Raw genomic sequence first — 20,375 nt, 5'->3', positions numbered from 1 at the left:
GGCGAGCGCGTATGGGCATATTCTTCCGGCGCAGCAAACGGCTCGAGGTACAGATTGATGAGTACCTGGACCTCATCGTCAAGGGGGGACTGGTCTTTAGGGAGGGGGTGAAGTTTTACCTGAAAGGCCGCTTGCCAGATTTCGAGTCGCACTTGGAGCAGTTGTCGGACATGGAAGACCTTGGGGACAGGCTTCGGCGGGAAATCGAGACCAGCCTCTATTCGCACACGCTGATCCCTGAGTCCAGAGGCGATGTCCTTGGCTTGCTGGAAAACGCCGACAAGGTGCTCAACCGGATGGCGGAGACGTTGCTCCAGTTTTCCGTGGAGCGCCCAGATATCTGCGAAGAGTTTTCCCCCTTCTTCGGAGACCTTGCCGACTTTTCCATCTCCGCAGTGGAAGGGATGGTCAGGGCAATTCGCGCCTACTTCACTGACTTGACCTCGGTGCGGGACAACATCAACCAGGTGCAGTTTTACCGCAAAGAGACCAACAAGATGGCGGAGAAGTTGAAGAGGGAAGTGTTCGCTCACCAGCTGCGCCTGAGCCACAAGATTCACCTGCGCTACTTCGCTTACCATGTCGAGCTAATCGCCGAGGAAGCGGAGGACGTCTGCGACAGGTTGTCTATCGCTACGATCAAACGCTACGTGTGAGCGCGTGCGCATGTTCTGGTTCTACCTACTGAGTGGGCTGTTCTTGGGTTGGTCGCTTGGCGCCAACGACGCTGCCAACGTCTTTGGAACGGCGGTGGGGGCGAGGATGGTGCGCTTCAAGACGGCCGCCCTCATCTCCAGCACCTTTGTCATCCTCGGGGCGGTAGTTGGAGGGGCGGGCACCACGTAGACGCTGGTGGCACTCGGGGCGGTTAGCGCGCCTGCTGCTTCGTTCACCTTGGCCCTGGTCGCCGGCCTGACCGTTTTTTGGATGACGAAGGCGACGTTGCCCGTGTCGACGACCCAGGCCATCGTCGGTGCCATTCTGGGATGGAACATGTTCACCCATTCGCGCACCGATCCTGCAGTGCTCAGCAAAATTGTCGCGACTTGGGTAGTGTCGCCCGTCTTGGCGGGTGCCTTCGCCGTGGTGTTGTACTTCATTTTCAAGGGTGTGCTCAATAGGACGCACATTCATCTGTTGCGCCTTGATGCCTACACAAGGGCGGGGTTGATCCTGGTGGGTGCTTTTGGTGCATACAGTTTGGGGGCAAACAACATTGCCAATGTGGTGGGGGTCTTTGTGCGTGCTTCACCTTTCACCGACATCACCATTGCTGGGCCCTTGCGCATCACTGGTGGACAGCAGCTCTTTCTGCTGGGCAGCCTGGCCATTTCCTTAGGCATCTGTAGCTACTCGTTTCGCATGATGACGGCGGTGGGCAACGAAATCGTGAAGCTGACGCCCATTCTTGCCATGATCGCGGTCCTTGCGCATTCGCTGGTACTTCTGCTTTTTGCTTCCAAGGGACTGAAGACACTCTTGACCAGTGCAGGCTTGCCGTCACTGCCGCTGGTGCCGGTGTCCAGCTCCCAGGCGATCGTCGGTGCCATTTCCGGCTTGGGGCTGCTCAAGAGTAGCCGTGTGGTCAACTATCGGTACCTGGGCAAGATCGTAGTCGGCTGGGTGCTCACGCCGGTCGTGGCCGCCCTGTTGACCTTTGTCGCTCTGTTTTTCGTGCAAAACGTCTTCCAACAAGCGGTGGTGCGATAGGCAGGGCCGGGCCTGGAGGTGGCTACGGTCTCCGAGGTAAACCGACACTCCGCTAGGTATGGGCAAGGGGGTTCGGCCACAAGAGGCCTCACTGGGCCTGTGGCCTGGCTGCCCAGAGGGCAGGGAGGTCTTGCGGCGGAGAGGACTGCCTCCTTGCGTGGCAAGCGGCTGGAATGTGTGGCGCAGGGGGAGTTTTGCGTAGAGAGCAGTACAGGGCTTTTGGACCAATTTGGGAGGGCTATGTCATGAAACAGCGATTCGCCGTTGTCGTGATGCTGCTGTTCGGCACCGCGCTCGTCTTCGGTCAGGCCTCCAGAATTCCCGGAGGCGACTACTCGGTGCCTCTGGGTGCAGAGGCCAGGAACGGCAGGATGGTGTTCCAGACCGCGGACGGCTCCTTCCGCTGGTGGTTCGACGCACGGCTGCAAATGGACGCGGCTTTCTACTTCGACAGCAAGAACCCTATGAGCGACGGCGCCGTGTTTCGCAGACTCACCTTTGCCATGAAAACCGTGCTGTGGAAGGACTGGGAGACCGAGTTGGATGTCGACTTTGCCGAGGCGGTTCTCGACCTGCGGGACATGTGGGTCAAGTACAGAGTGCCAGGCACTCATCTGTCTCTCCAGGTGGGGAATTTCAAAGAGCCTTTTGGGCTTGAGAGGCTCACCAGTTCGCTGCTCCTGACCTTTTTGGAGCGCTCGTCGGTCTCCAACGCGTTTCCCCTTGGCAGGAGGATTGGAGCCGCGGCTCGCTACTGGACCAAATACGGACAGTTGACCGGTGCGATCATGGGGCACGAGGCTGGCACGCGCATCGACAAAGGGACGCGCGACGAGGGCTACTCCACCAACGTGCGCCTCACCTTGGCGCCCATCAATCAGCGCGGGAGGAACCTGCACATCGGTGGCGCCTTTGCCTACAAGATCCCGGACGCGGTGGCCGATCTGCCAGAGAACACCATCGAGATCAAATCGCGGCACGAGACCTACGTGTCCGACCCCAAGCTCCTGCACACTGGCGACATTCGGGACGTGAACTACTACCTGCGCTCCGGCGTGGAACTGCTCGGCATCTACGGGCCGTTCTTCTTGCAGTCTGAGGCGATGTGGACCACCGTGGAGCGCTGGTACAACAAGCCGCGCGTGGACATGAAGGGCGGCTATGCCTTCGTCACCTGGATGGTCACCGGCGAGACGCGCGACTACTACGTCGACGAAGGGGAACCAGGCCCTGTGGAGATGCCGAAGCATTCGTGGGGAGCGCTGGAACTGGCGGCGCGCGCCAGCTTCCTTGACCTGAACGACCTGGGAGCAGGCATCCATGGGGGCTCTTCCAAACAGATGATGCTTGGCGTCAACTACTACCCGAACAGGAACATCAAGCTCCAGTTCAACTACTCCAAGGTCGACCTGGACCAGTACGCCACGCGCAAGGGCAATCTGCTGGGCGACGACGATCACTGGTTCATTCAGTTCCGCGTCCAGGCGGCATTCTAAGCAAAAGGAGGTTGCACGATGTTGAAAAAGACGGAAGCGATGAGTCTGGGAATGGTGGCCGGCCTGCTCATTTTCGCCTGCTCGCGCGAGGCTCCGCCCATCCAAGGTCCCGAGCCTCCGCCGCCAGAGGCCACCTACGTGGTGATGAACGAGATCTACTCCCGAGGCACCGCAGATGCCCCAGACTGGGTGGAGCTTTTCAATCCCTTCAACTCGGCGGTGAATATCAGTGGGTACCGCATCTACGACAGCGGAGGAAAGGGTGGCACCAAGCCGAAGAAGACGATTCCGCAAGGCGTGACGGTTCCGGCCCATGGCTACTACGTGGTGGTGACCGACAACACCGGCGATCCCTCGGACTTTGGCTTGTCCAGTGCTGGTGAAGAAGTGTGGCTGGAGGACAGCACCGGTACGGTCGTCGACTACGTCGCCTTCCCTGCCATGGACGTGACACAGTCGTACTCGCGGATCCCGGATGGCGGGACCACCTGGCAGCTTGCCACGATTACTCGCGGCGGTCCAAACCAGCCATGAGGGCCCCCCACCGAAGGAAGGAGCACTGTCGGAGCAGAGGAGGCGTTGAGCTTTCTCCGGTCAGCCGGTGAGTGGCGAAAGTGGCTTTTGGTGCCAGTGCTGGTTGCAGGCGTGGTGTTCAGTGGGTGCACCCGCAAAGCACCCACTGGACTCCCGCCGCAAGCTGAGGTGCCGACGCTGCAGCCAGTGGCGACCTACGTCATCAGTCCGGCGATTGCGGAGGCCTCTGGTATCTGTTACCGCAAGGTGAGCAATTCGCTGCTCGTGGTATCCGATGACCGCGGGGAGGTATTTGAGATAGACCTCACGGGCAGGGTTATTAGAAGCATACCGATCGCCTGCGTGGACCTCGAAGGCGTGGCAGTTACCGGTAGTGGCGATACGCTCTACGTTGTTCAGGAACGCCCACAGCTTGTCACCGCCGTGCGTTGGGACGGAACAGAACTGTTTTCCTTCTCAGTGCGCGTGGCCACTGCGGAGAATCATGCGCTCGAAGGGGTCACGCTGGACAAGTACGGCAACCTGTACGTGGTGAACGAGAAGGACCCCCGCATGCTCCTCCGGTACCGCGGGCGGGCCGAAGTGGCACGAGTGGAGATCACGGCATTCACCGACCTGTCGGACATCTGCTATGACGAGGCGGAAGACTGCCTGTGGATCATCAGCGACGAGTCGCTCAAGATCGGCAAGTTCAGCAGGGAGGGCGTCCTGTTAGGGGAGTGGTTCATACCTTTTTCTAAAGGGGAGGGGATCGCTGTAGTTGGGCGCACCCTCTACGTGGTGCAGGACGGCGAGTCAAAGCTCTACGCCTTTGACAAGCCGTAGGATGGCCGGCTCCGCGTGCGGTGCATCGCCGAGCTGGCGCACGGAAGGAGTGCATTGCAAAGGAGGTGGACATGAAGAAGCTTAGTTACGGTGCGGCATTCATGGTTGCCGCATGGCTGTTGGCAGGAGCTCTCTACGCGCAGTCGGCGATTCTCCTCAACGAGGTCTACTCCCGTGGCACCAACGAGAATCCCGATTGGATTGAGCTCTACAATGCCAGCTCACAGACGGTGGACATCACCGGCTTCAAGATCTACGACAGCGGCGGTAAGGCGGGCACCAAGCCGAAGAAGGAGTTTCCCGCCGGGACCGTGATCCCGCCCCTGGGGGTCTACGTGGTGGTTACCGAGGACGGCACGGCCAGCGCCTTTGGCCTTTCCAGCAGTGGCGAGACCGTATGGTTGGAGGATGCCACCGGTGCGGTGATCGACACGGTGGCGTTTCCCGCGCTGGCTACCACCGAATCGTACGGCCGGTACCCGGACGGCGGTCCGTGGCAGATACTGAAGCGCGTCACGCGCGGCTCGCTCAACGGTGTCCTCCGGATGAACGAGATCTACTCCCGCGGAACGACCTCTGATCCAGACTGGATCGAGGTCTACAACGCCACCCTCGACACCGTGGACATTTCCGGCTACAAGATTTACGACAACGGCGGCAAGGCGGGCACCAAGCCGAAGAAACTCCTTCCGGCGGGGACAGTGCTTCCGCCGCATGGCTTCTTCGTCATTGTCACCGATAACACCGGTGACCCGGCCGACTTTGGCCTGTCAAGCAGCGGTGAGTGGGCATGGCTTGAGGACGCTGACGGTGTGGTGATAGACTCGGTCGCCTTTCCGGCGATGGACGTCACCCAGTCCTACAGTCGCGTCCCAGATGGCGGGCCCTGGGAGCTCGTGTCGGTCATCACGCGGGGCGGTAGCAACGGCTCGCCGGTGCGCGTCGCAGAACAGCCGGCGGTCCTGGGCACCTATCATTTGAGCCAGAACTACCCCAACCCCTTCAACCCGACCACGTATGTGGACGTGTATCTGCCCAGCAACACGCACGTCAGCATGGTCATCTTCAACGCTCTCGGGCAGAAGGTCAAAGAGGTGGTCAACGCACCCCTGGCCGCCGGCAGCCACCGCATAGTCGTGGACGGGAGTGATCTGCCCTCTGGCGTGTATCTGTACAGGCTGCAGGCCGGGGAGTTTACGGCGACGCGGCGCATGGTGCTGCTTAAGTAGCGAAGGGCGCCCTCCAGCCCTTGGCTTTACGGTCCCCTGTTTCGCGAGAGGCCGCAGGCGATTTCGCCGGCGGCCTCTTTGCTTTTGGGAATGTGGCGAGCCCGGGGCGGGTCTCAAGAGCCCGCTGCGTTCTCATGGTTTCGCCTCGGGCGCCTGTGGGGGAGCCTCCGGGAGGTTCTGACAAGCGCGCGGGGGAATGCCTTACGGGCAAGAGGACTGTGCGGAGGAACCTCTCGGGGGTGAGCTGGCCTCTCGCTGGCAAGGTGGGCCCCTGCGGGCCTGCAGGGTGTGTGCCAAGAGTAGTGGAAGGGGCACGTTGCAAAAAGACTTTTGCAGATTCGGAAAATAGTGCTATCTTTTGACGCAACAAGGGAAGCAGCAACTGAGGACACCGTCTCGAGTGGCCCGTGGACCTCAGGCAGGCGATGACCTTCTGGCCGGAGAACGTGACTGTCCTGCGAGCACATAGAGCAACGGTAGTGAGCCTCCTCTGCTCGGTAGCCGCCTTGGCCTTTGCCGGGCAGCCTGCCCTGCACATGGTCGAGCGGGGAGCGAACTACTGTGTGCTGGAGTGGGCTGCCCCTGCCCTGCGTTTTGAGCGCTTGGTGGATGGGGGAGAGGAAGTTCACCTCCCTCTGCTCGGCGACCTGCCCATAGACCTTGTCGATGGGGCTTTGGCCTTGCCAGTCGCAGGCCTGGCCATTGAGGTGCCGCCCGGGGCCAGGGTCACGGTGCTTGTAGAGGACAGCATCTGCACACCAGTTGCCGGGACCTATCGCCTGCCGCGTGTCCTGCTTGCCCAGGAGCAGGGCCCTGAGGGTATGAGCCGAGTGAGCTATCGGTTTGCTGCCCCTGCACAACACGGGCCAGGCGACCCGGTCGCCGCAAGGCCAATCGCAATGCTTGACGGTGCGGCCGTAGTGGCTGGTCACCGGCTCGTCCGGGTGGCAGTCCATCCGCTCCGCTATGCTGCGACCACGGGGAGCATACGGCTTGTCGAGCGGGCGCGCCTCCGCGTGCAATGGCAGGGTACGGCGCAGACCCCCCTTCAACTGCCGCCTGTGGGGGACGAGCTCAAACGCGTGGCGGGCGACCTCCTGCGGGGTAGCAAGGCCCCAATGCCGCTGGGGCGTAGCACTCCTCAGGACGAGTATGGCTGGTACGACCCGGCGCGGCCCTACTGCAAGTTGTTGCTGCTGGAACAAGGCCTCTACGCGGTCCGCGGCCGCGAGCTGCAGTCGTTGGGCATTTCCAGCGTGGTTCCTAGCAGTACGCTGCGCCTGTACTACAGGGGCGAGGAGGTAGCTCTGCACGTGGCCGAAGGCGGCGATGGCGTGTTCGATGCAGACGACTGGCTGGTCTTTTCTGCTGAGCGCCGACGGGGCGACACCACCTACTATGCGGCCCAGTCGGACACGAACGTCTACTGGCTGACCTGGGGAGGGTCGGAAGGAAAGCGCCTGGTCGCAACTGCAGCAGCGCCTGCCGGGCAGGAATTCCTCCATTGGTTCGCCGATACCCTGCACCTTGAAGAAGAGAGGCACTACTATCACGGCGACAGCGACGCCGAGGTGCATAACACCTTCGCCACACCTGGCGAAGGGTGGGTTTGGCACTTTTTCAACCCCGGGGATTCCCTGAGCGTGCCGGTGCCACTGCCCGATTTGGCTTTCGAAGGGGATAGCCTGCGGCTGAGGGTGCTTCTGCGCGGTACCACGCTGGACCAGGCGAACCCGGACCACCATGCGCGCCTCTGGTTCAATGGCCGCCTGGCCGCCGACGTCTGGTTTGACAATCGGCAGCTCATCTTTGTCGACGCAACGTTCCCCGCCGATGCGGCGCGCGCCCTGAACGATCTCGCCATTGCCTCAGTCGGCAATACGGGTGCCGGCATCGACCAATTCTATCTTGACTGGATCGAACTCGTATACCCGCGTCGCCCCAAGGCCATAGCAGGCCGCTTCGCTGGCCTCCTGCCAGCCAGTGGAGGGGCACGAGACATTGCAATTCAGGGCTTTTCTTCCGACAGCATCCTCGTTGTCGACGTGGACAAGGGGCGCCTGGTCACCGAGGTCCGCTGTTCAACGAGCTGGTGGGCACGTTTTGTTCTGCTCTCTGCCGGCTACCACGATGGCAACCGCGCCGAGTTTTGGCAGGACGACCAGCTTCTGTGGAGTGGTGGCCGGGGTCACAACCTGCTGGTCTTGGACGGCCAGAGCGGGCAAGTGCTGGACAAGAGGAATTTCGACACCTACGCTTCGCAGGCCAATGCCGACAGCATGGCGGCCTACGTGGAGCGTCTGCCGGCAGGCACCGTCGTGCTGGTCGCCATCCGCGATGAGGGGAGCGTGGGCATGACGCCGCGGGCGCACAGTGCCTTGGAGAGCTTGGGCAGCGCCCTCACGCGGCAGGTAGGCGTGCGGGACTCTTGGGCCCTGATCGGACGCAAAGGGGCAACCCCAGGGTCTGTGCCCGAGGTCTTGGCACCTGCACGCACGGGGCCAGCACGCCTGGCCGAGGTAATCTCCTTTTCCTCAGGTGGCAGAGGAGTGACTGCGGCATTCCGAGACTCGTCGGGTGTTGCCCTGCACCTCATGGCAGCCGAGCTGGGCACGTTGAGGAGCCCAGCTCGCATGGTGCTGGACCAGCCCTCGCACTTGCGCTCGGCGCAGAATGCTGCGGACTATCTGCTCATCACCCACCCGCGCTTTGCGGCTGCCGCAGAGGAGCTGGCCGCGTTCCGCCGAGTTCACAATGGCTTCGCCGTCACCTCTGCGTTCATTGAAGATGTGTACGACGAATTCACCTATGGCCTGGCCGACCCCGCCGCTATCCGGCTGCTTATGGAGCACGCAACTGCCCACTGGCAGCGGAGCCCACGTTTCCTGCTTTTGCTCGGCGATGCGTGCTGGGACCCGAAGGGTTTGCTTGCGCAAACGGTGAAAAAGGACTATGTGCCCACTTTTGGCAATCCGGTGAGCGATGCCTGGTTCGCCTGCACGGACGGCCCTGACGATCTTCTACCGGACCTTCTTGTGGGACGGATTCCTGCGGAGAACGGGGAGCAGGCCGAGCGCATGGTGCGCAAAATCATCGCCTACGAGTCGGACAGCACCCCCGCGGCATGGAAGAAGCAGGTGCTGCTCATCAACGGTGGATTCGACACCTGGGAGCAGCAGCAATTCGCCCAACAGTCGCGGCTGCTCGTGGATTCGATCATCGCCAAGCCGCCGGCCTCCTGCCAACCCGTGGTGATAAGCAAGACCTCGCAAGGGTATTTCCAAGGGGAGCATCGCGATGACATTCTGGCGGCTCTCAATGCGGGGGTGCTGTGGACGAACTTTGTAGGGCACGCGGGCACCGGCACCTGGGACCTGATGTTCAACTCCACTGACCTGCGGGAGCTGCGTAACCAGGGGCGCTATCCGTTTGTGACCAGCATGACCTGCCACACGGCCCGCTTTGCCAATCCCTACACCAATTGCTTTGGGGAAGAGTTCCTGACACTGCCCCAGAGCGGCGCGGTCGGCTTCTGGGGTACCACCGGATGGGGCTACCTCTTCCACGACCAGGTGCTGATTACCAATCTGTTTCGCGCTGCGCTCGTCGACACTGTACACCTCTTGGGCGCCGCCACGACCCTGGCAAAGCTGCGCCTGTGGGAGAGCCTCGGGAACAGTCAGTTCACCAGGAATGTGATTCTGCAGTACTCGCTGCTTGGTGACCCGGCTACGGATTTGGCCTTGCCCTCGTTGCCGGACCTGGTGGTTCAGCCCGCTGACCTCTCCCTGACTCCTGCCACGCCCAGTGAAGAGGACTCCTTGGTCCAGGTGGTCGTCCGCGTGCACAATTTTGGGCTGGCTACGCCCGGCCCAGTACAGGTGGGGCTCTGGGGACGGTCGCCAGGAACTGGCGCGTTTCCCATTGACACGCCCAAGCTTTTGTCTGCCTTGGGGTGGCAGGACACTGCCGCGTTTGCCTGGCGCCTGGGAGGGCGCAGCGGCAGCTTTGATCTGGAAGCGGTGGTCGATCCTGACGACAGCATCCGCGAGGCGGTGGAGACGAACAACCGCGCCACCATCCGCGTGCCGGTGGGCGCCGTGGAGGTGGTGCTGCTCAAGCCTTTCCCCCATGCGCTGCTGGACGTCACCCCGACGCTGGAGGTACTCACCCCGGTGTCCGCCTCAGGCTCGCCTCAATACGTGCAATTCGAGGTGGATACGACTGCGGATTTCTCGTCAGGAGCCTTGCAGCGCTCCCCGGAGATCTTGCCTGGCTTGCTCTCCACGCGATGGACTCCTGCGCCGCTTTCTGCGGGACGGCGCTACTTTTGGCGGGCAAGAGCGGTCTATGCAAACGGGCCTGGGCCGTGGCGCGCAGCATCCTTCACTCTTGCTGAAGGGGCCGAAGAGACGCGCTGGCAGCAGCTTTTCCCCGCGGAGACAGATGCGGGTCTCTTCGCGGGCACAGAACAAACAGCCACAGGGGTGCAGCTGGCGCGGGAAAAAGTGGTTCTGCGCGCCGAGTCGGCAGGGTACAACGACGGGCAGTACGCCAGGCTTCTGGTGGCCGGCAGCCCGGCCCTGGCACAAGGGCGCGGCCACAACTTGGCCGTCGTGCACCCAGGCAACGGACAGGTGGTCCAGGCCATGGCCTTCGACACCTACGAGTCGACTGCCGAGGCGCAACGGCTGGCTGATTTTGTGGCGCAGATACCTGAAGGCATGCTTGTCCTGGCGGCTATTGCCGACGAGGGCAGCCACAGCATGACCGAGGCGGCCTACCAAGCGCTGGAATCGATAGGGAGTGCGCTCTGTCGACAGGTGGGAGCCCGCGACTCCTGGGCCATCATCGGCAGGAAGGGCGCAACCCCCGGGAGCGTGCCCGAGAAGCTGGTGAAGAGTGGCCAGGGCGTGGCGGTGCTGCAGGACAGCATCTTCTTCTACATTGCCCAAGGCATCTTGCAGTCGCCGCTGATCGGGCCGGCCACGCGCTGGCAGAAAGTGCAATGGCAGGCAGAGGAGCCCGCCCCCTGCACGAGGGTGGCAGTAGCCGTGGAGGGCTACGAGTGGAGCTCAGGTGCCTGGCTCAGGGTGCAGGAAGGCAGTGGCCCGCAGGGAACACTGGACCTCAGCGGGTTGGATGCGCAGCGTTTCAGGCTGGTGAGGCTGCGTGCGGAGCTGCTCACCAGCGACGGCCGCTGGTCGCCGACGCTGCAGTGGTGGGCCACCTCCTTTACGCCTGCGCCGGAGCTGGCAGCGCTCCCCCTCCGGGTCACACCCACAGGCAACGTGGTGGCTGGCGACCCTGTGCAGCTCGAGTTGGAGGTCCACAACCTCGGCTATGCCCCTGCCGAAAAGGTGGTGGTCTGGTGGAGTCAGGTGAGCCAGAGCAAGGAGGACCTGTTCGGCACCGACACCCTGCGCCGTCCCCTTGCGCCGGATAGCGCCGCAGTGGTTCGGCGCGCATGGCCGACTGCGCGGTTGGCAGGCCGTTACGAGCTCCGCGCCAGGGTCGATCCAGGCGACCAGATCGGCGAGCCGGCGGAATTCAACAACGATCAGGCTTGCGTCGTGGAGGTCCAGCGGGACTCGCTCGCGCCGGCCCTCGAGCTGCTTGCGGACGGCCACGCCGTCGCGGCCGGTGAGTTCGTCAGTGGTCGCCCGCAGATTGTGGTGCGCCTGTACGACAACAGCGGAGGGGCCCTCACCGACACCGCCGGCCTGCACCTGCTGCTGGATGGGACGCGCCTGTCGTTCGCCGGTGGCGAGCCGCGCCTACAGCTCCTGCCGCCCGACGCGGCTGCCGACCAGCGCCTCAAAGGCTCCATAGTTTTTCAGCCGACCCTGGCCAATGGTCGGCACGAGATAGAGGTCCTGTTCACTGACCCGAACGGCAACACCTCTCACCTTCGGATCGACTTTCAGGTGGCCGAGCGCCTCGAACTGCGCGACGTGGTAAACTTCCCGAACCCGTTCCGCACGGGCACGGATTTCTGCTATGTACTGACCGCGCCCGCAGACGAGGTGAGCATTCGCATCTACACTCTTGCCGGTAGGCTGATCAAAACGGTTCATGACGCCCCAAGCGCAACCGGGTTCAACCGCGTGCATTGGGACGGTCGAGACGAGGACGGCGACGAACTGGCCAACGGCGTGTACCTCTATAAAATCACCGCGACCCAGGAGGGAAAACAGGTGGCGGTAATAGGCAAGGTCGTGGTGGCGCGGTAGCATCTGCCAGCCAACTGAGAGAGAGAAGCTTCTTGGACACCGAGGAATCTGCCCAACTGACGTGAATATCCTCTACCTTTCGCAATACTTCCCCCCGGAGGTGGGGGCTACACAGAACCGCGCCTACGAAATGGCGACGAATCTGGTGCGCATGGGGCATAAGGTCACTGTCTTGACCGAGGTGCCGAATCACCCAAAGGGCATCATTCACGCGGGCTACCGGGGCAAGCTCCTGGTGCGCGAGAGGCTTGATGGCGTGGAGGTCCTGCGCGTCTGGGTGATGACCTCGCCGCGCAAAACCTTTGCCACTCGCTTAGCGTTCTACCTTTCGTTCGCCTTTATGGCCTCGCTGACAGGCATGCTTGACCGCAAGCGTTTCGACGTGGTCTTTGCCACGTCGCCGCCTCTCTTTGTCGGCGCAGCAGGCCTGGCCATTGCGCGCGTCCGCCGTACGCGGTTTGTGTTCGAGGTACGCGACGTCTGGCCACTCTCGGCAGTGGAGTTGGGCGAGATACGCAGCCGTACCTACGCTCACTTGGCTGAAAAGTTGGAGCTGGCCCTTTACCGGAATGCCCTGGCGGTGCCGGTGGTGACCAGAGGCATCTTCGAGGTGCTTCGTTCCCGAGGGGTGGCCGAGGAGAAGCTGGTCTTCATCCCCAACGGCACGAACACCGAGCTGTTCTATGACCGCGGGCAAGGGGCGCGCAGGGAATGGGGCCTAAGGGATGAATTCGTGGCCATGTATGCCGGAATCTTCGGCATTGCCCAGGGGATGGAAGTGCTCTGCGCAGCGGCCCGGCTTTTGAAGGACCACTCCGACGTCCGTTTTGTCTTCGTGGGTGAGGGGCCGGTCAAGGAGCAGGTGCGCGCTTTGGTGCAGCAGTGGCGCCTTGACAACCTGCTCCTCCTTGACGAAGTGCCCCGCGAGCGGATTCCGGAGCTTATCTCTGCCGCCGACGCCTGTATCGTGCCGCTGAAGAGGAAGCCGCTTTTCACAGGCGCCTTGCCCTCCAAGATGTTCGACGCCTGGGCCTGCAGCAGGCCAGTGCTGCTGGCGGTGGACGGGGAAGCACGCCGCGTGCTGGAAGAGGCTCAGGGGGGAGTCTTTGTGGAACCCGAGGACCCCGAGGCCCTTGCCCGGGCGATCCTGCGTCTGGCAAAAGACCGCGCTCTGGCGCGTCGCCTGGGAGCCAACGGCAGGCGCTACGTGGAGCAGCATTTCTCGCGCCGCGCCCAGGCCGAGAGGCTCGCCCACCTTTTGGAGGCACTGGTGCGATGACCTGGCAGTTCAAAGCCTTGCTCTATGCGTACGTGCTGGTCAGCTCTTTCGGGCTGGCACTGCTGCTGGTGCCGTGTTGTCGACGTCTTGCCCTGCAGTTGGGGGTGCTGGACCGGCCCATCTCGCGCAAGGCGCATGCCAAGCCGATGCCGTTGTTGGGCGGCATCGCCATGTATGCCACTTTTCTCCTTGTGGTGGTGGCGAACATCGGCCTTTTCCTCTTGTTGCGCTCTAATCCGCTCGTGGCTGATTACCTGGCGCCGCTTGTGGTCCAGGTCTCCCGCCTGCGCCACGTCTTGCCTAAGGTGGTTGGCATTCTCCTGGGCGCCACGGTGGTCACCGGTGTGGGCACGGCGGACGACCTGACCGGCATCCACTTCTCGCCGCGGGTGAAACTTGCCGGGCAGACGGTAGCGGCCCTCACGGCCATTGCCGTGGGAATACGCACCAGCTTCATGCCGGGCGTGGCCCTGGATTATCTCATATCGCTGCTCTGGATCGTGGGCATAACCAACTCTTTCAATCTCCTGGACAATACCGACGGTGCAGCCGCTGGGATCGCCGCAATCGCCGCCAGCGTGCTTTTTGCTGTGGTAGCGTTGCAAGGTCAAGTCTTCACGGCGCTGATGCTCGCTGCGCTGGTGGGGGCAGTGCTGGGCTTCCTGCGCTACAACTTTTACCCGGCCAGCATCTTCATGGGCGACGCTGGCAGCCTGTTCATGGGCTATGTGCTTGCCTGTCTGACGCTGGTCGGCTCGTACGTGGTTCCAGGCAGTCCGGGCCTGCTCCCGGTCATCTTGCCGCTGCTGGTGCTTGGGGTACCCCTTTTTGACACGTTCTCCGTGGTGTTCATCCGCCTTCGCGAAGGGCGACCGATCTGGGTCGGGGACCGCTGCCACTTCTCCCACCGTCTGATGGACATGGGCATGACGCCCAGACAGGCGGTGCTCTTTTTGTACCTCGTGACCTTTGGCGTGGGCGTAGGGGCCGCGCTGCTCCCCAGCCTCAACGTCTGGCAGAGCATCCTGGTGCTCTTGAATGAGTTCGTCATCTTTGCGATTATCGTTTCCCTGATGCACATTCGGCGACGCAGAGGGGCACCCAAGGAACAGGACTGAACAGGAAAGGAGTGCGCATGCGCATACTGGTGACGGGCGGCGCAGGGTTTATCGGCTCGCATCTCTGCGAGGAACTGCTGCGCCGCGGCTACGAGGTGTGGGCTATTGACGATCTATCCACGGGTACGCTCAAGAACATCCAGCACCTGCGGGACAATCCGCGCTTCCATGTGGCGGTGGAGACGATTCTCAATGAGACGGTCATGGACCGGCTGGTCTCGGAGTGCGACATCATCTACCATCTGGCTGCGGCAGTGGGCGTCGAGCTCATCGTCAGCAGGCCCGTGGAGGTCATCGAGACAAACATTTTGGGTACGCATGTGGTGCTGCGCCTGGCTAACCGCTACCTGCGCAAGGTGCTGATCACCTCGACTTCGGAAATCTACGGCAAGAGCGAAGCGGTGCCGTTCAAAGAGGACGACGACCGGCTGTTGGGGCCCACCACCAAGAGCCGCTGGAGCTACTCAGCCTCCAAGGGCATCGACGAGTTCCTCGCCCTGGCCTACCACAAGCAGAAGGGCTTGCGCACGGTCATTGCGCGGCTGTTCAACACTGTGGGGCCGCGGCAAACCGGGCGCTACGGCATGGTGATCCCGCGCATGGTGGGCCAGGCCCTGCGGGGCGAGCCCATCACTGTGTACGGCGACGGCTCCCAGGTGCGTTGCTTCACCTACGTGGCCGACGTGGTGGAGGCGCTCATTGCCTTAGCAGAGCATCCGGCGGCAGAGGGGCAGATCTACAACGTCGGCAACAATCAGGCGATTACCATTGCCGAGCTGGCGGAGCGCATTAAGCGACTATCCGGTTCCCCCTCCGAGATTGTCTACATCCCCTACGAAAAGGCTTACGAGGCCGGGTTTGAGGATATGCGCGTGCGCGTGCCGGACTTGACCAAGATCCGGCAACTCATCGGCTACCAGCCAAAGTTCAGCCTGGATGAAATTTTGCAAAAGGTCATCGACTACACCCGGGAGCAGATGAAGCAACAATGGGCATCCTGAGCGGGGGAGGCGCGTATTGCGACACTGCGAGCGCACGACGAGGGAGCTGACCCACCGATAGCTTCTTGGGGAAGAACAGGTGTAGAGGCCAGAGGCGAAGGAGCCCGTGTTCCGGGGTAGCAGCCTCCGGTTGCCCATCAAGGCTCTTGGGGGAGTGGCGCTATTCGAGGTGTCCGGGTTGGAGTACGCCGTTCGTTGCCTACAACGTCCGTGGCTTCTTCGCTCGCCGAGGCTTTGTGAGCCTTGAGTCTGCGGGCGCCCGCTGACGTTGCTGACGAGGCCCTTCGTTTGTGATCCGCTCCGCCGCTGCTGTATGGCAGAGCGGAGCAAGGTCGTGCTGGCCACATGGCGGGACCGTGCGGTGTGCGGCGAAAGGCCGTGCTTGCTGGCGCTTCGGCCCTCCTCGACCCAGGAACAGCCCGGGCTGGACAGGTGCCGAGACCTCGCAGCGTGCTTCAGCGCCAGAGTGCGAACAGGGTGCGCACACTGCGCCCAAGGGCCACTATGCCCACTGCCTTCACCCCGATTGCCACCACGCCGAGGGCGCGCATGCCCACTGCCAACACGCCGACCGCTATGTAGCCGATCGCGAGAGCAGACACGCTGATGCCGCCTAAGCCGAACACACTCACCGTGAGCAGACCGACGCCAGCGATGCTTACTCCCACGACACCGGCGGTGAGAAAGCCCAGCGCGACGACCCCGATGGCCGAGAATATGCCGATGGCCACCACGCCCGTGGCCTTGGTGCCGATGGCGATGATGCCCCGCGCATGGCGGAGCTGGCCGTCCGAAGTCTCCGGCCCAAGGTTGATGCTCAGCATGGGCAGCCCACCCAGTCGCCGACGGGACTGATACTCGTGCGGCTGCAGAGCCAAAGAGGCGGCAAGGTGCCGCAGGCCATGGATGAACCTGTGGAGCGCCGAACCGGACTCCGCCACAGAGGCGGAGCCCTTCGCCCTTGATCGTGCCATCTTTTCCCTCCCGCAGTGCAGGTACACTTCTGGGGCGTAGCCATTCGCCCGTGCATACGGCTAATGGGTGGCAATGTTCGCTGCTATCTGCAGCACGAAGAGCGCGAGCATGACCAGGCCCTGCTTGGGTGAGGCTTTCCAGCTCATGACTACGAAGCCATAGTTCATGGCAAAGTACAGCATGAGATACGGCGCCAACAGGCGCCACTGCTCGCGGAAGGGGAGGCGGAGCACAAAGTCGAACAGCCCTTCAAGAGCTAAGAACGCCAAGAAGATGCTCAAAAACACCGCGTACTGCACTCCCTGTGGGTGGCTGCGTGTAAGAAGCAGGGCGTAGGCCGCAGGCAGAGCTAAGAGCAGGTATGCCCAGCCAAACCGCTCCAGCAGGGCCATGTGCCGCACGCGCAGGACAAACACCGCAATGAGCATCACATTGTTTGCCACCCCCAGGACAAAAAAGACTCGTTGCACCCTGTTCCCTCCTCTGGTGTGGCGGAGCTGACTCAGTCAGTGTTTCTCACCTTGTGCCAACGCGAACGTAACCGGAGGCATGCCGGGTGTAGCCGTCAGGATAAGGCACTACGCGGAGGCAGCACCGTTGATCTGCCGCTTGTGGCAGCATTCTGCGTCGCTCCGCGGTTCAAGCCCCAGGTTCCCTCGGTGCGTGCCGTCCCGTCTTGCTGCTCGGAGCGTGGCCCAAATGTACGGAGGCGCAGTGCCATTGTCAAGACATTTTTCCTGGTTGCGCGAAGTGGCCGAGCTTCCGAGCAAAGCTGCAAGGGCGCAGATTTCTGCTTGATTTTGCTGCGCGATTTTGTTACTTTGCAGCGGCCGTGAATCTGTCCCCGCGCAACGCCGCGGGGTTTGCGCATCTTTGCGAGGTATCAGCAGTGGTGACATCCACAAGCAAGGCACAGAAGTACGAACGAGAGCTGGCCGAATATGCTGCGCGGCTCCGCGACCTCTTTGCCGAGATGACCGCCGACTTGCGCAAGTCCGAGCACCTGTACCGCTCCATCGTGGACGGCGCGACGGACGCCATCATGACCGTCGATCGCAACCTGCGCGTGCTTTCCTGGAACAAGGGTGCCGAGGAGGTGTTCGGCTACACTGAACAGGAAGCGCTCGGCAAGACCCTCGATGATCTGATCATCCGGCCGGACGTCAGTCCGTCCAGCGACTATGTCAACAGCCAAATTCGCGCCGGCAAGGTGGTGCGCGTTTACGAGGCGGTGCGGTACACCAAGGAAGGCCAGCCGCGCAACGTCCTCATCTCGGCCACGCCCATTCTCGGCGAGGACGGCACAGTGCAGTTTGTCTCCCTCATCTACAAGGACATTACCGAGCAGAAGAGGGCGCAGGAACAACTCATCCAGTCGGAGAAGCAGGCGACCCTCGGAGTGATCGCCGGCAGCATCGGCCACGAGCTGAACAACTTGGTCAGCGGCTTGCTGGTGGAGACTCAGCTCTTGCTGCGCCGCGCCGACAACCAGGAGGAGGTGCGGAAAATAGGCCAGCGCCTCTTGACCCATCTGGAGAAAGTGGCGCTCCATGGCCGCAACCTGCTGTCGTTGAGCAAGCCGGCTCGCCCACAACTGCAGAGCATGGACCTGACCGAGGTGCTGGAGGACACGACCGATACGCTGGTGCTCAGCGGGGTGCTGAAGCGCTTTCGCATTGAGAAACACTTTGCGCCAGATCTCCCACCGGTGTGCGGGGACCGCAACCAGATCGAGCAAGTGATCCGCAACTTGGAGATCAACGCTGCCCACGCCATGAAGAGCGATGGCGTGCTCACCGTGTCCACCTCTTTGACGGAGGATGGCAACTTTGTGCGCATGGTCATCGAAGACAATGGCCAGGGGATTCCTGACGAGATCAAGGACAAGATTTTCGAGCCCTTTTTTACCACCAAGGCGGAGGGAGAGGGGACGGGCCTCGGCCTGCCCATCGTCAAGCAGATTGTCGAGTCTCACGGAGGCCGCTTCTATCTGGAAAGCCAGGTGGGGGTGGGCACACGCGCCATCGTAGAAATCCCTGTGGCAAAGCAGGATGCCGGGCGCGTGAGCAGCGCGAGGGCGGCGTGAGCAGGGGCGGCAACCTCAAGGGCAGCCGCGGAGGAAAGGCATAGCACGTGGGCGAACTGGCAGCGTTGGCGACTGCCGCCTGTTGGGCGTTGGGCACCACTTTGTTTGGCGAGGCAAGCAAAAGGGTCGGGGCCTTCGCCACCAATTTGCTGCGCATCCCTATGGGGGCCTTCTTCTTGGTCTCCACCCTCTTTGTGAGTCGCGGTGTGCTCTGGCCCACCTGGGCAACCTCTCGCCAGGTTGCTTTGCTCACTGGCAGCTCCTTTCTCGGCTTGGCGATGGGCGACGCGCTCTTCTTCCGCTCCGTGGTGCTCCTGGGCCCGCGCCTTGCCACCCTGCTTAGCACGCTGGCACCCCCGGTGGCGGCAGTGGCGGCGCGAGTGGTGCTGCACGAACGCCTCAGCGCTGTGGCTGTAGCGGGTATGGTGGCGACGCTGGCCGGCGTGGTGTGGGTCGTGTCCGAGCGAAACTCTGCTACTCCCACCGCCAAAGGCGTAAACATCGAGGGTGTGGTCGCCGGAGTCGGAGCGGCCGCTGCCCAGGGGGTGGGCCTGGTCCTCTCCAAGATGGCTATGGGCAACAGCCTGGATGCACTTTCTGCCACGGTGATTCGCGTGACCACCGCCGTGGTGGGCGTCTGGGCCTTGGCGCTGGTTGCGGGACGCGCCCAGGCGGGCGTCCGTGCCCTGCGCAACCGCCAAGCGCTCGCCTTCATGACCGGCGGCGCCATTGTCGGGCCGTTCTTAGGCATCTGGCTGATGCTGACCTCCGTGAAGCTGACCGCCACAGGCATCGCCTCCACGCTGATGGCGACCACGCCCATCCTCATCATCCCGGTGGTGCGGGTGGTCTACAAAGAAAAGCCTTCGCCACGCGCGTGGGTCGGTGCCCTGGTTGCCGTCGCAGGCGTGGGACTCTTGTTTGCCGGCTGAGCGCAATCGCAGGAGGTGACCGAGATGAACAGCTACGTGAAGGCGCTCGTCTACCTGCTTCTCTTTTCCGTACTCCATTTCCTCTACGATCTGACCCATTGGGCCGTTCTCACTCCCTTTTGTGGCACCAACGAATCGGTGTTTCAGCACCTGAAGATGGCGTTTTGGTCCTATCTCGCGGCCAGCGCGATCGAATACGCCGCGGCCAAGCAGCGGGTACGCGAAACGGCGGCCTTTTGGTATTCACGCTTGCTATCAACAGTGTTCGTGCCCTGGCTGGTCTTTCTGATTTGGTATGTGGGTCCGGCTCTGTGCGGTAAGCTCGAGCCTTTGCCCGTGGAGCTCCTTTGGGCGCTTGCGGTTACCTACATCTCCGGCGTCATGGGTGGAGTGCTGGAGAAGCAGCTCGCAGGGAACAAGCCGACGGTCGTTTTCCGGGTGCTGGTGGTCATTTTGGTGGTCGTCTCCGCCTTGCTCTATGTGCGCTTCACGTACAAGTTGCCGTGGATTGACCTTTTTGTCGACCCGGCGGGGCTGTGAGGCTGCGCCACCTTGCAGCGGTGGTTTGGCACGAGACATGTCACCTCCCCGCGGCTGAAAAAATGGCAACCGCCCATGCTGAAGTGGAGAGGCGCGCGAGAGATGAATCTAAGCAGGGTGCTTGTCGTGGAGACTGTTTCATGAATCCCGGGACGATTGTTCGTTGCCGCAATGGGCTGCACGACTTCACCGGGCCTTTCGTGCTGTATTCTCTGGAGAAGGCTTGCGCGAGCAACAACTCGCCGGACTTTCGCCGATGTGCGCTCCCTTCAACGGAGTTTCCTCGACGCACTAACTTCCGGGCGTCTGCGGCTGCCGGACGAAGCGTAAGAGGAGCATCATGGAGCCGCGCTGCATCCCCGGTTCATTCTTCCGGCCCAACATTTGTGTTTTCTGTGATGGCTCCGCGCACGAAGA

At 62.3% G+C, this 20,375-nt stretch carries 14 protein-coding genes and 1 pseudogene; 13 read left to right on the top strand and 2 right to left on the bottom strand.

Annotated features, from left to right (window positions below; translation table 11 throughout):
- Positions 1-11: 11 nt before the first annotated feature.
- From H5U38_11350 to H5U38_11305, 10 genes and pseudogenes are all read left to right on the top strand, one after another.
- A complete protein-coding gene (locus tag H5U38_11350; protein ID MBC7187620.1) occupies positions 12-656 on the top strand; it encodes a DUF47 family protein in 645 nt (214 codons plus the stop codon).
- Between the two features lie 10 nt (positions 657-666).
- Positions 667-1,710: pseudogene (locus tag H5U38_11345) on the top strand (inorganic phosphate transporter).
- Between the two features lie 245 nt (positions 1,711-1,955).
- Positions 1,956-3,206, top strand: coding sequence for a hypothetical protein (locus tag H5U38_11340; protein ID MBC7187619.1), 1,251 nt, complete (start codon positions 1,956-1,958; stop codon positions 3,204-3,206).
- Between the two features lie 18 nt (positions 3,207-3,224).
- A complete protein-coding gene (locus tag H5U38_11335; protein ID MBC7187618.1) occupies positions 3,225-3,740 on the top strand; it encodes a lamin tail domain-containing protein in 516 nt (171 codons plus the stop codon).
- Positions 3,741-3,830: 90 nt separating this feature from the next.
- Positions 3,831-4,565 carry an SdiA-regulated domain-containing protein gene (locus tag H5U38_11330; GenBank protein MBC7187617.1) on the top strand — a complete coding sequence of 245 codons (735 nt, stop codon included), beginning with the start codon at positions 3,831-3,833 and terminating at the stop codon, positions 4,563-4,565.
- 71 nt (positions 4,566-4,636) lie between these two features.
- Complete coding sequence (locus tag H5U38_11325; protein MBC7187616.1) at positions 4,637-5,794, top strand: lamin tail domain-containing protein; 1,158 nt, start codon at positions 4,637-4,639, stop codon at positions 5,792-5,794.
- A 407-nt stretch (positions 5,795-6,201) separates the two neighbouring features.
- Complete coding sequence (locus H5U38_11320) at positions 6,202-12,027, top strand: T9SS type A sorting domain-containing protein (protein ID MBC7187615.1); 5,826 nt, start codon at positions 6,202-6,204, stop codon at positions 12,025-12,027.
- Positions 12,028-12,088: 61 nt separating this feature from the next.
- Positions 12,089-13,306: a glycosyltransferase family 4 protein gene (locus H5U38_11315; GenBank protein MBC7187614.1), complete on the top strand. Its 1,218-nt coding sequence runs from the start codon at positions 12,089-12,091 to the stop codon at positions 13,304-13,306.
- Complete coding sequence (locus H5U38_11310; GenBank protein MBC7187613.1) at positions 13,303-14,424, top strand: undecaprenyl/decaprenyl-phosphate alpha-N-acetylglucosaminyl 1-phosphate transferase; 1,122 nt, start codon at positions 13,303-13,305, stop codon at positions 14,422-14,424. The genes H5U38_11315 and H5U38_11310 overlap by 4 nt, the downstream gene beginning before the upstream one ends.
- Before the next feature lie 17 nt (positions 14,425-14,441).
- Positions 14,442-15,425 (top strand): GDP-mannose 4,6-dehydratase, encoded by a 984-nt coding sequence (locus H5U38_11305; protein MBC7187612.1) that lies wholly within the window; start codon positions 14,442-14,444, stop codon positions 15,423-15,425.
- Between the two features lie 455 nt (positions 15,426-15,880).
- Here the strand turns inward: H5U38_11305 and H5U38_11300 are convergent, their stop codons facing one another.
- Entirely contained in the window at positions 15,881-16,399 is a 519-nt protein-coding gene (locus tag H5U38_11300; GenBank protein ID MBC7187611.1) for a hypothetical protein, read from the bottom strand.
- Between the two features lie 60 nt (positions 16,400-16,459).
- The gene (locus H5U38_11295) at positions 16,460-16,870 is read right to left on the bottom strand and encodes a hypothetical protein (protein ID MBC7187610.1); all 411 of its coding nucleotides are present in this window, start codon (positions 16,868-16,870) and stop codon (positions 16,460-16,462) included.
- A gap of 419 nt (positions 16,871-17,289) precedes the next feature.
- Between H5U38_11295 and H5U38_11290 the strand changes: the two genes are divergently transcribed.
- The 3 genes from H5U38_11290 to H5U38_11280 are packed head-to-tail and all read left to right on the top strand — an operon-like array spanning position 17,290 to position 19,958.
- Positions 17,290-18,486 carry a PAS domain S-box protein gene (locus tag H5U38_11290; protein MBC7187609.1) on the top strand — a complete coding sequence of 399 codons (1,197 nt, stop codon included), beginning with the start codon at positions 17,290-17,292 and terminating at the stop codon, positions 18,484-18,486.
- Between the two features lie 47 nt (positions 18,487-18,533).
- Positions 18,534-19,418, top strand: coding sequence for an EamA family transporter (locus H5U38_11285; protein MBC7187608.1), 885 nt, complete (start codon positions 18,534-18,536; stop codon positions 19,416-19,418).
- 24 nt (positions 19,419-19,442) lie between these two features.
- Complete coding sequence (locus H5U38_11280) at positions 19,443-19,958, top strand: hypothetical protein (GenBank protein MBC7187607.1); 516 nt, start codon at positions 19,443-19,445, stop codon at positions 19,956-19,958.
- Positions 19,959-20,375 lie beyond the last annotated feature (417 nt).

It is taken from the genome of Calditrichota bacterium, assembly GCA_014359355.1.
GTDB lineage: Bacteria > Zhuqueibacterota > Zhuqueibacteria > JANLFK01 > Oleimicrobiaceae > Oleimicrobium.
Note: the sequence above shows the minus strand (reverse complement) of the source record. Positions and strands in the feature narration are given on the sequence as shown.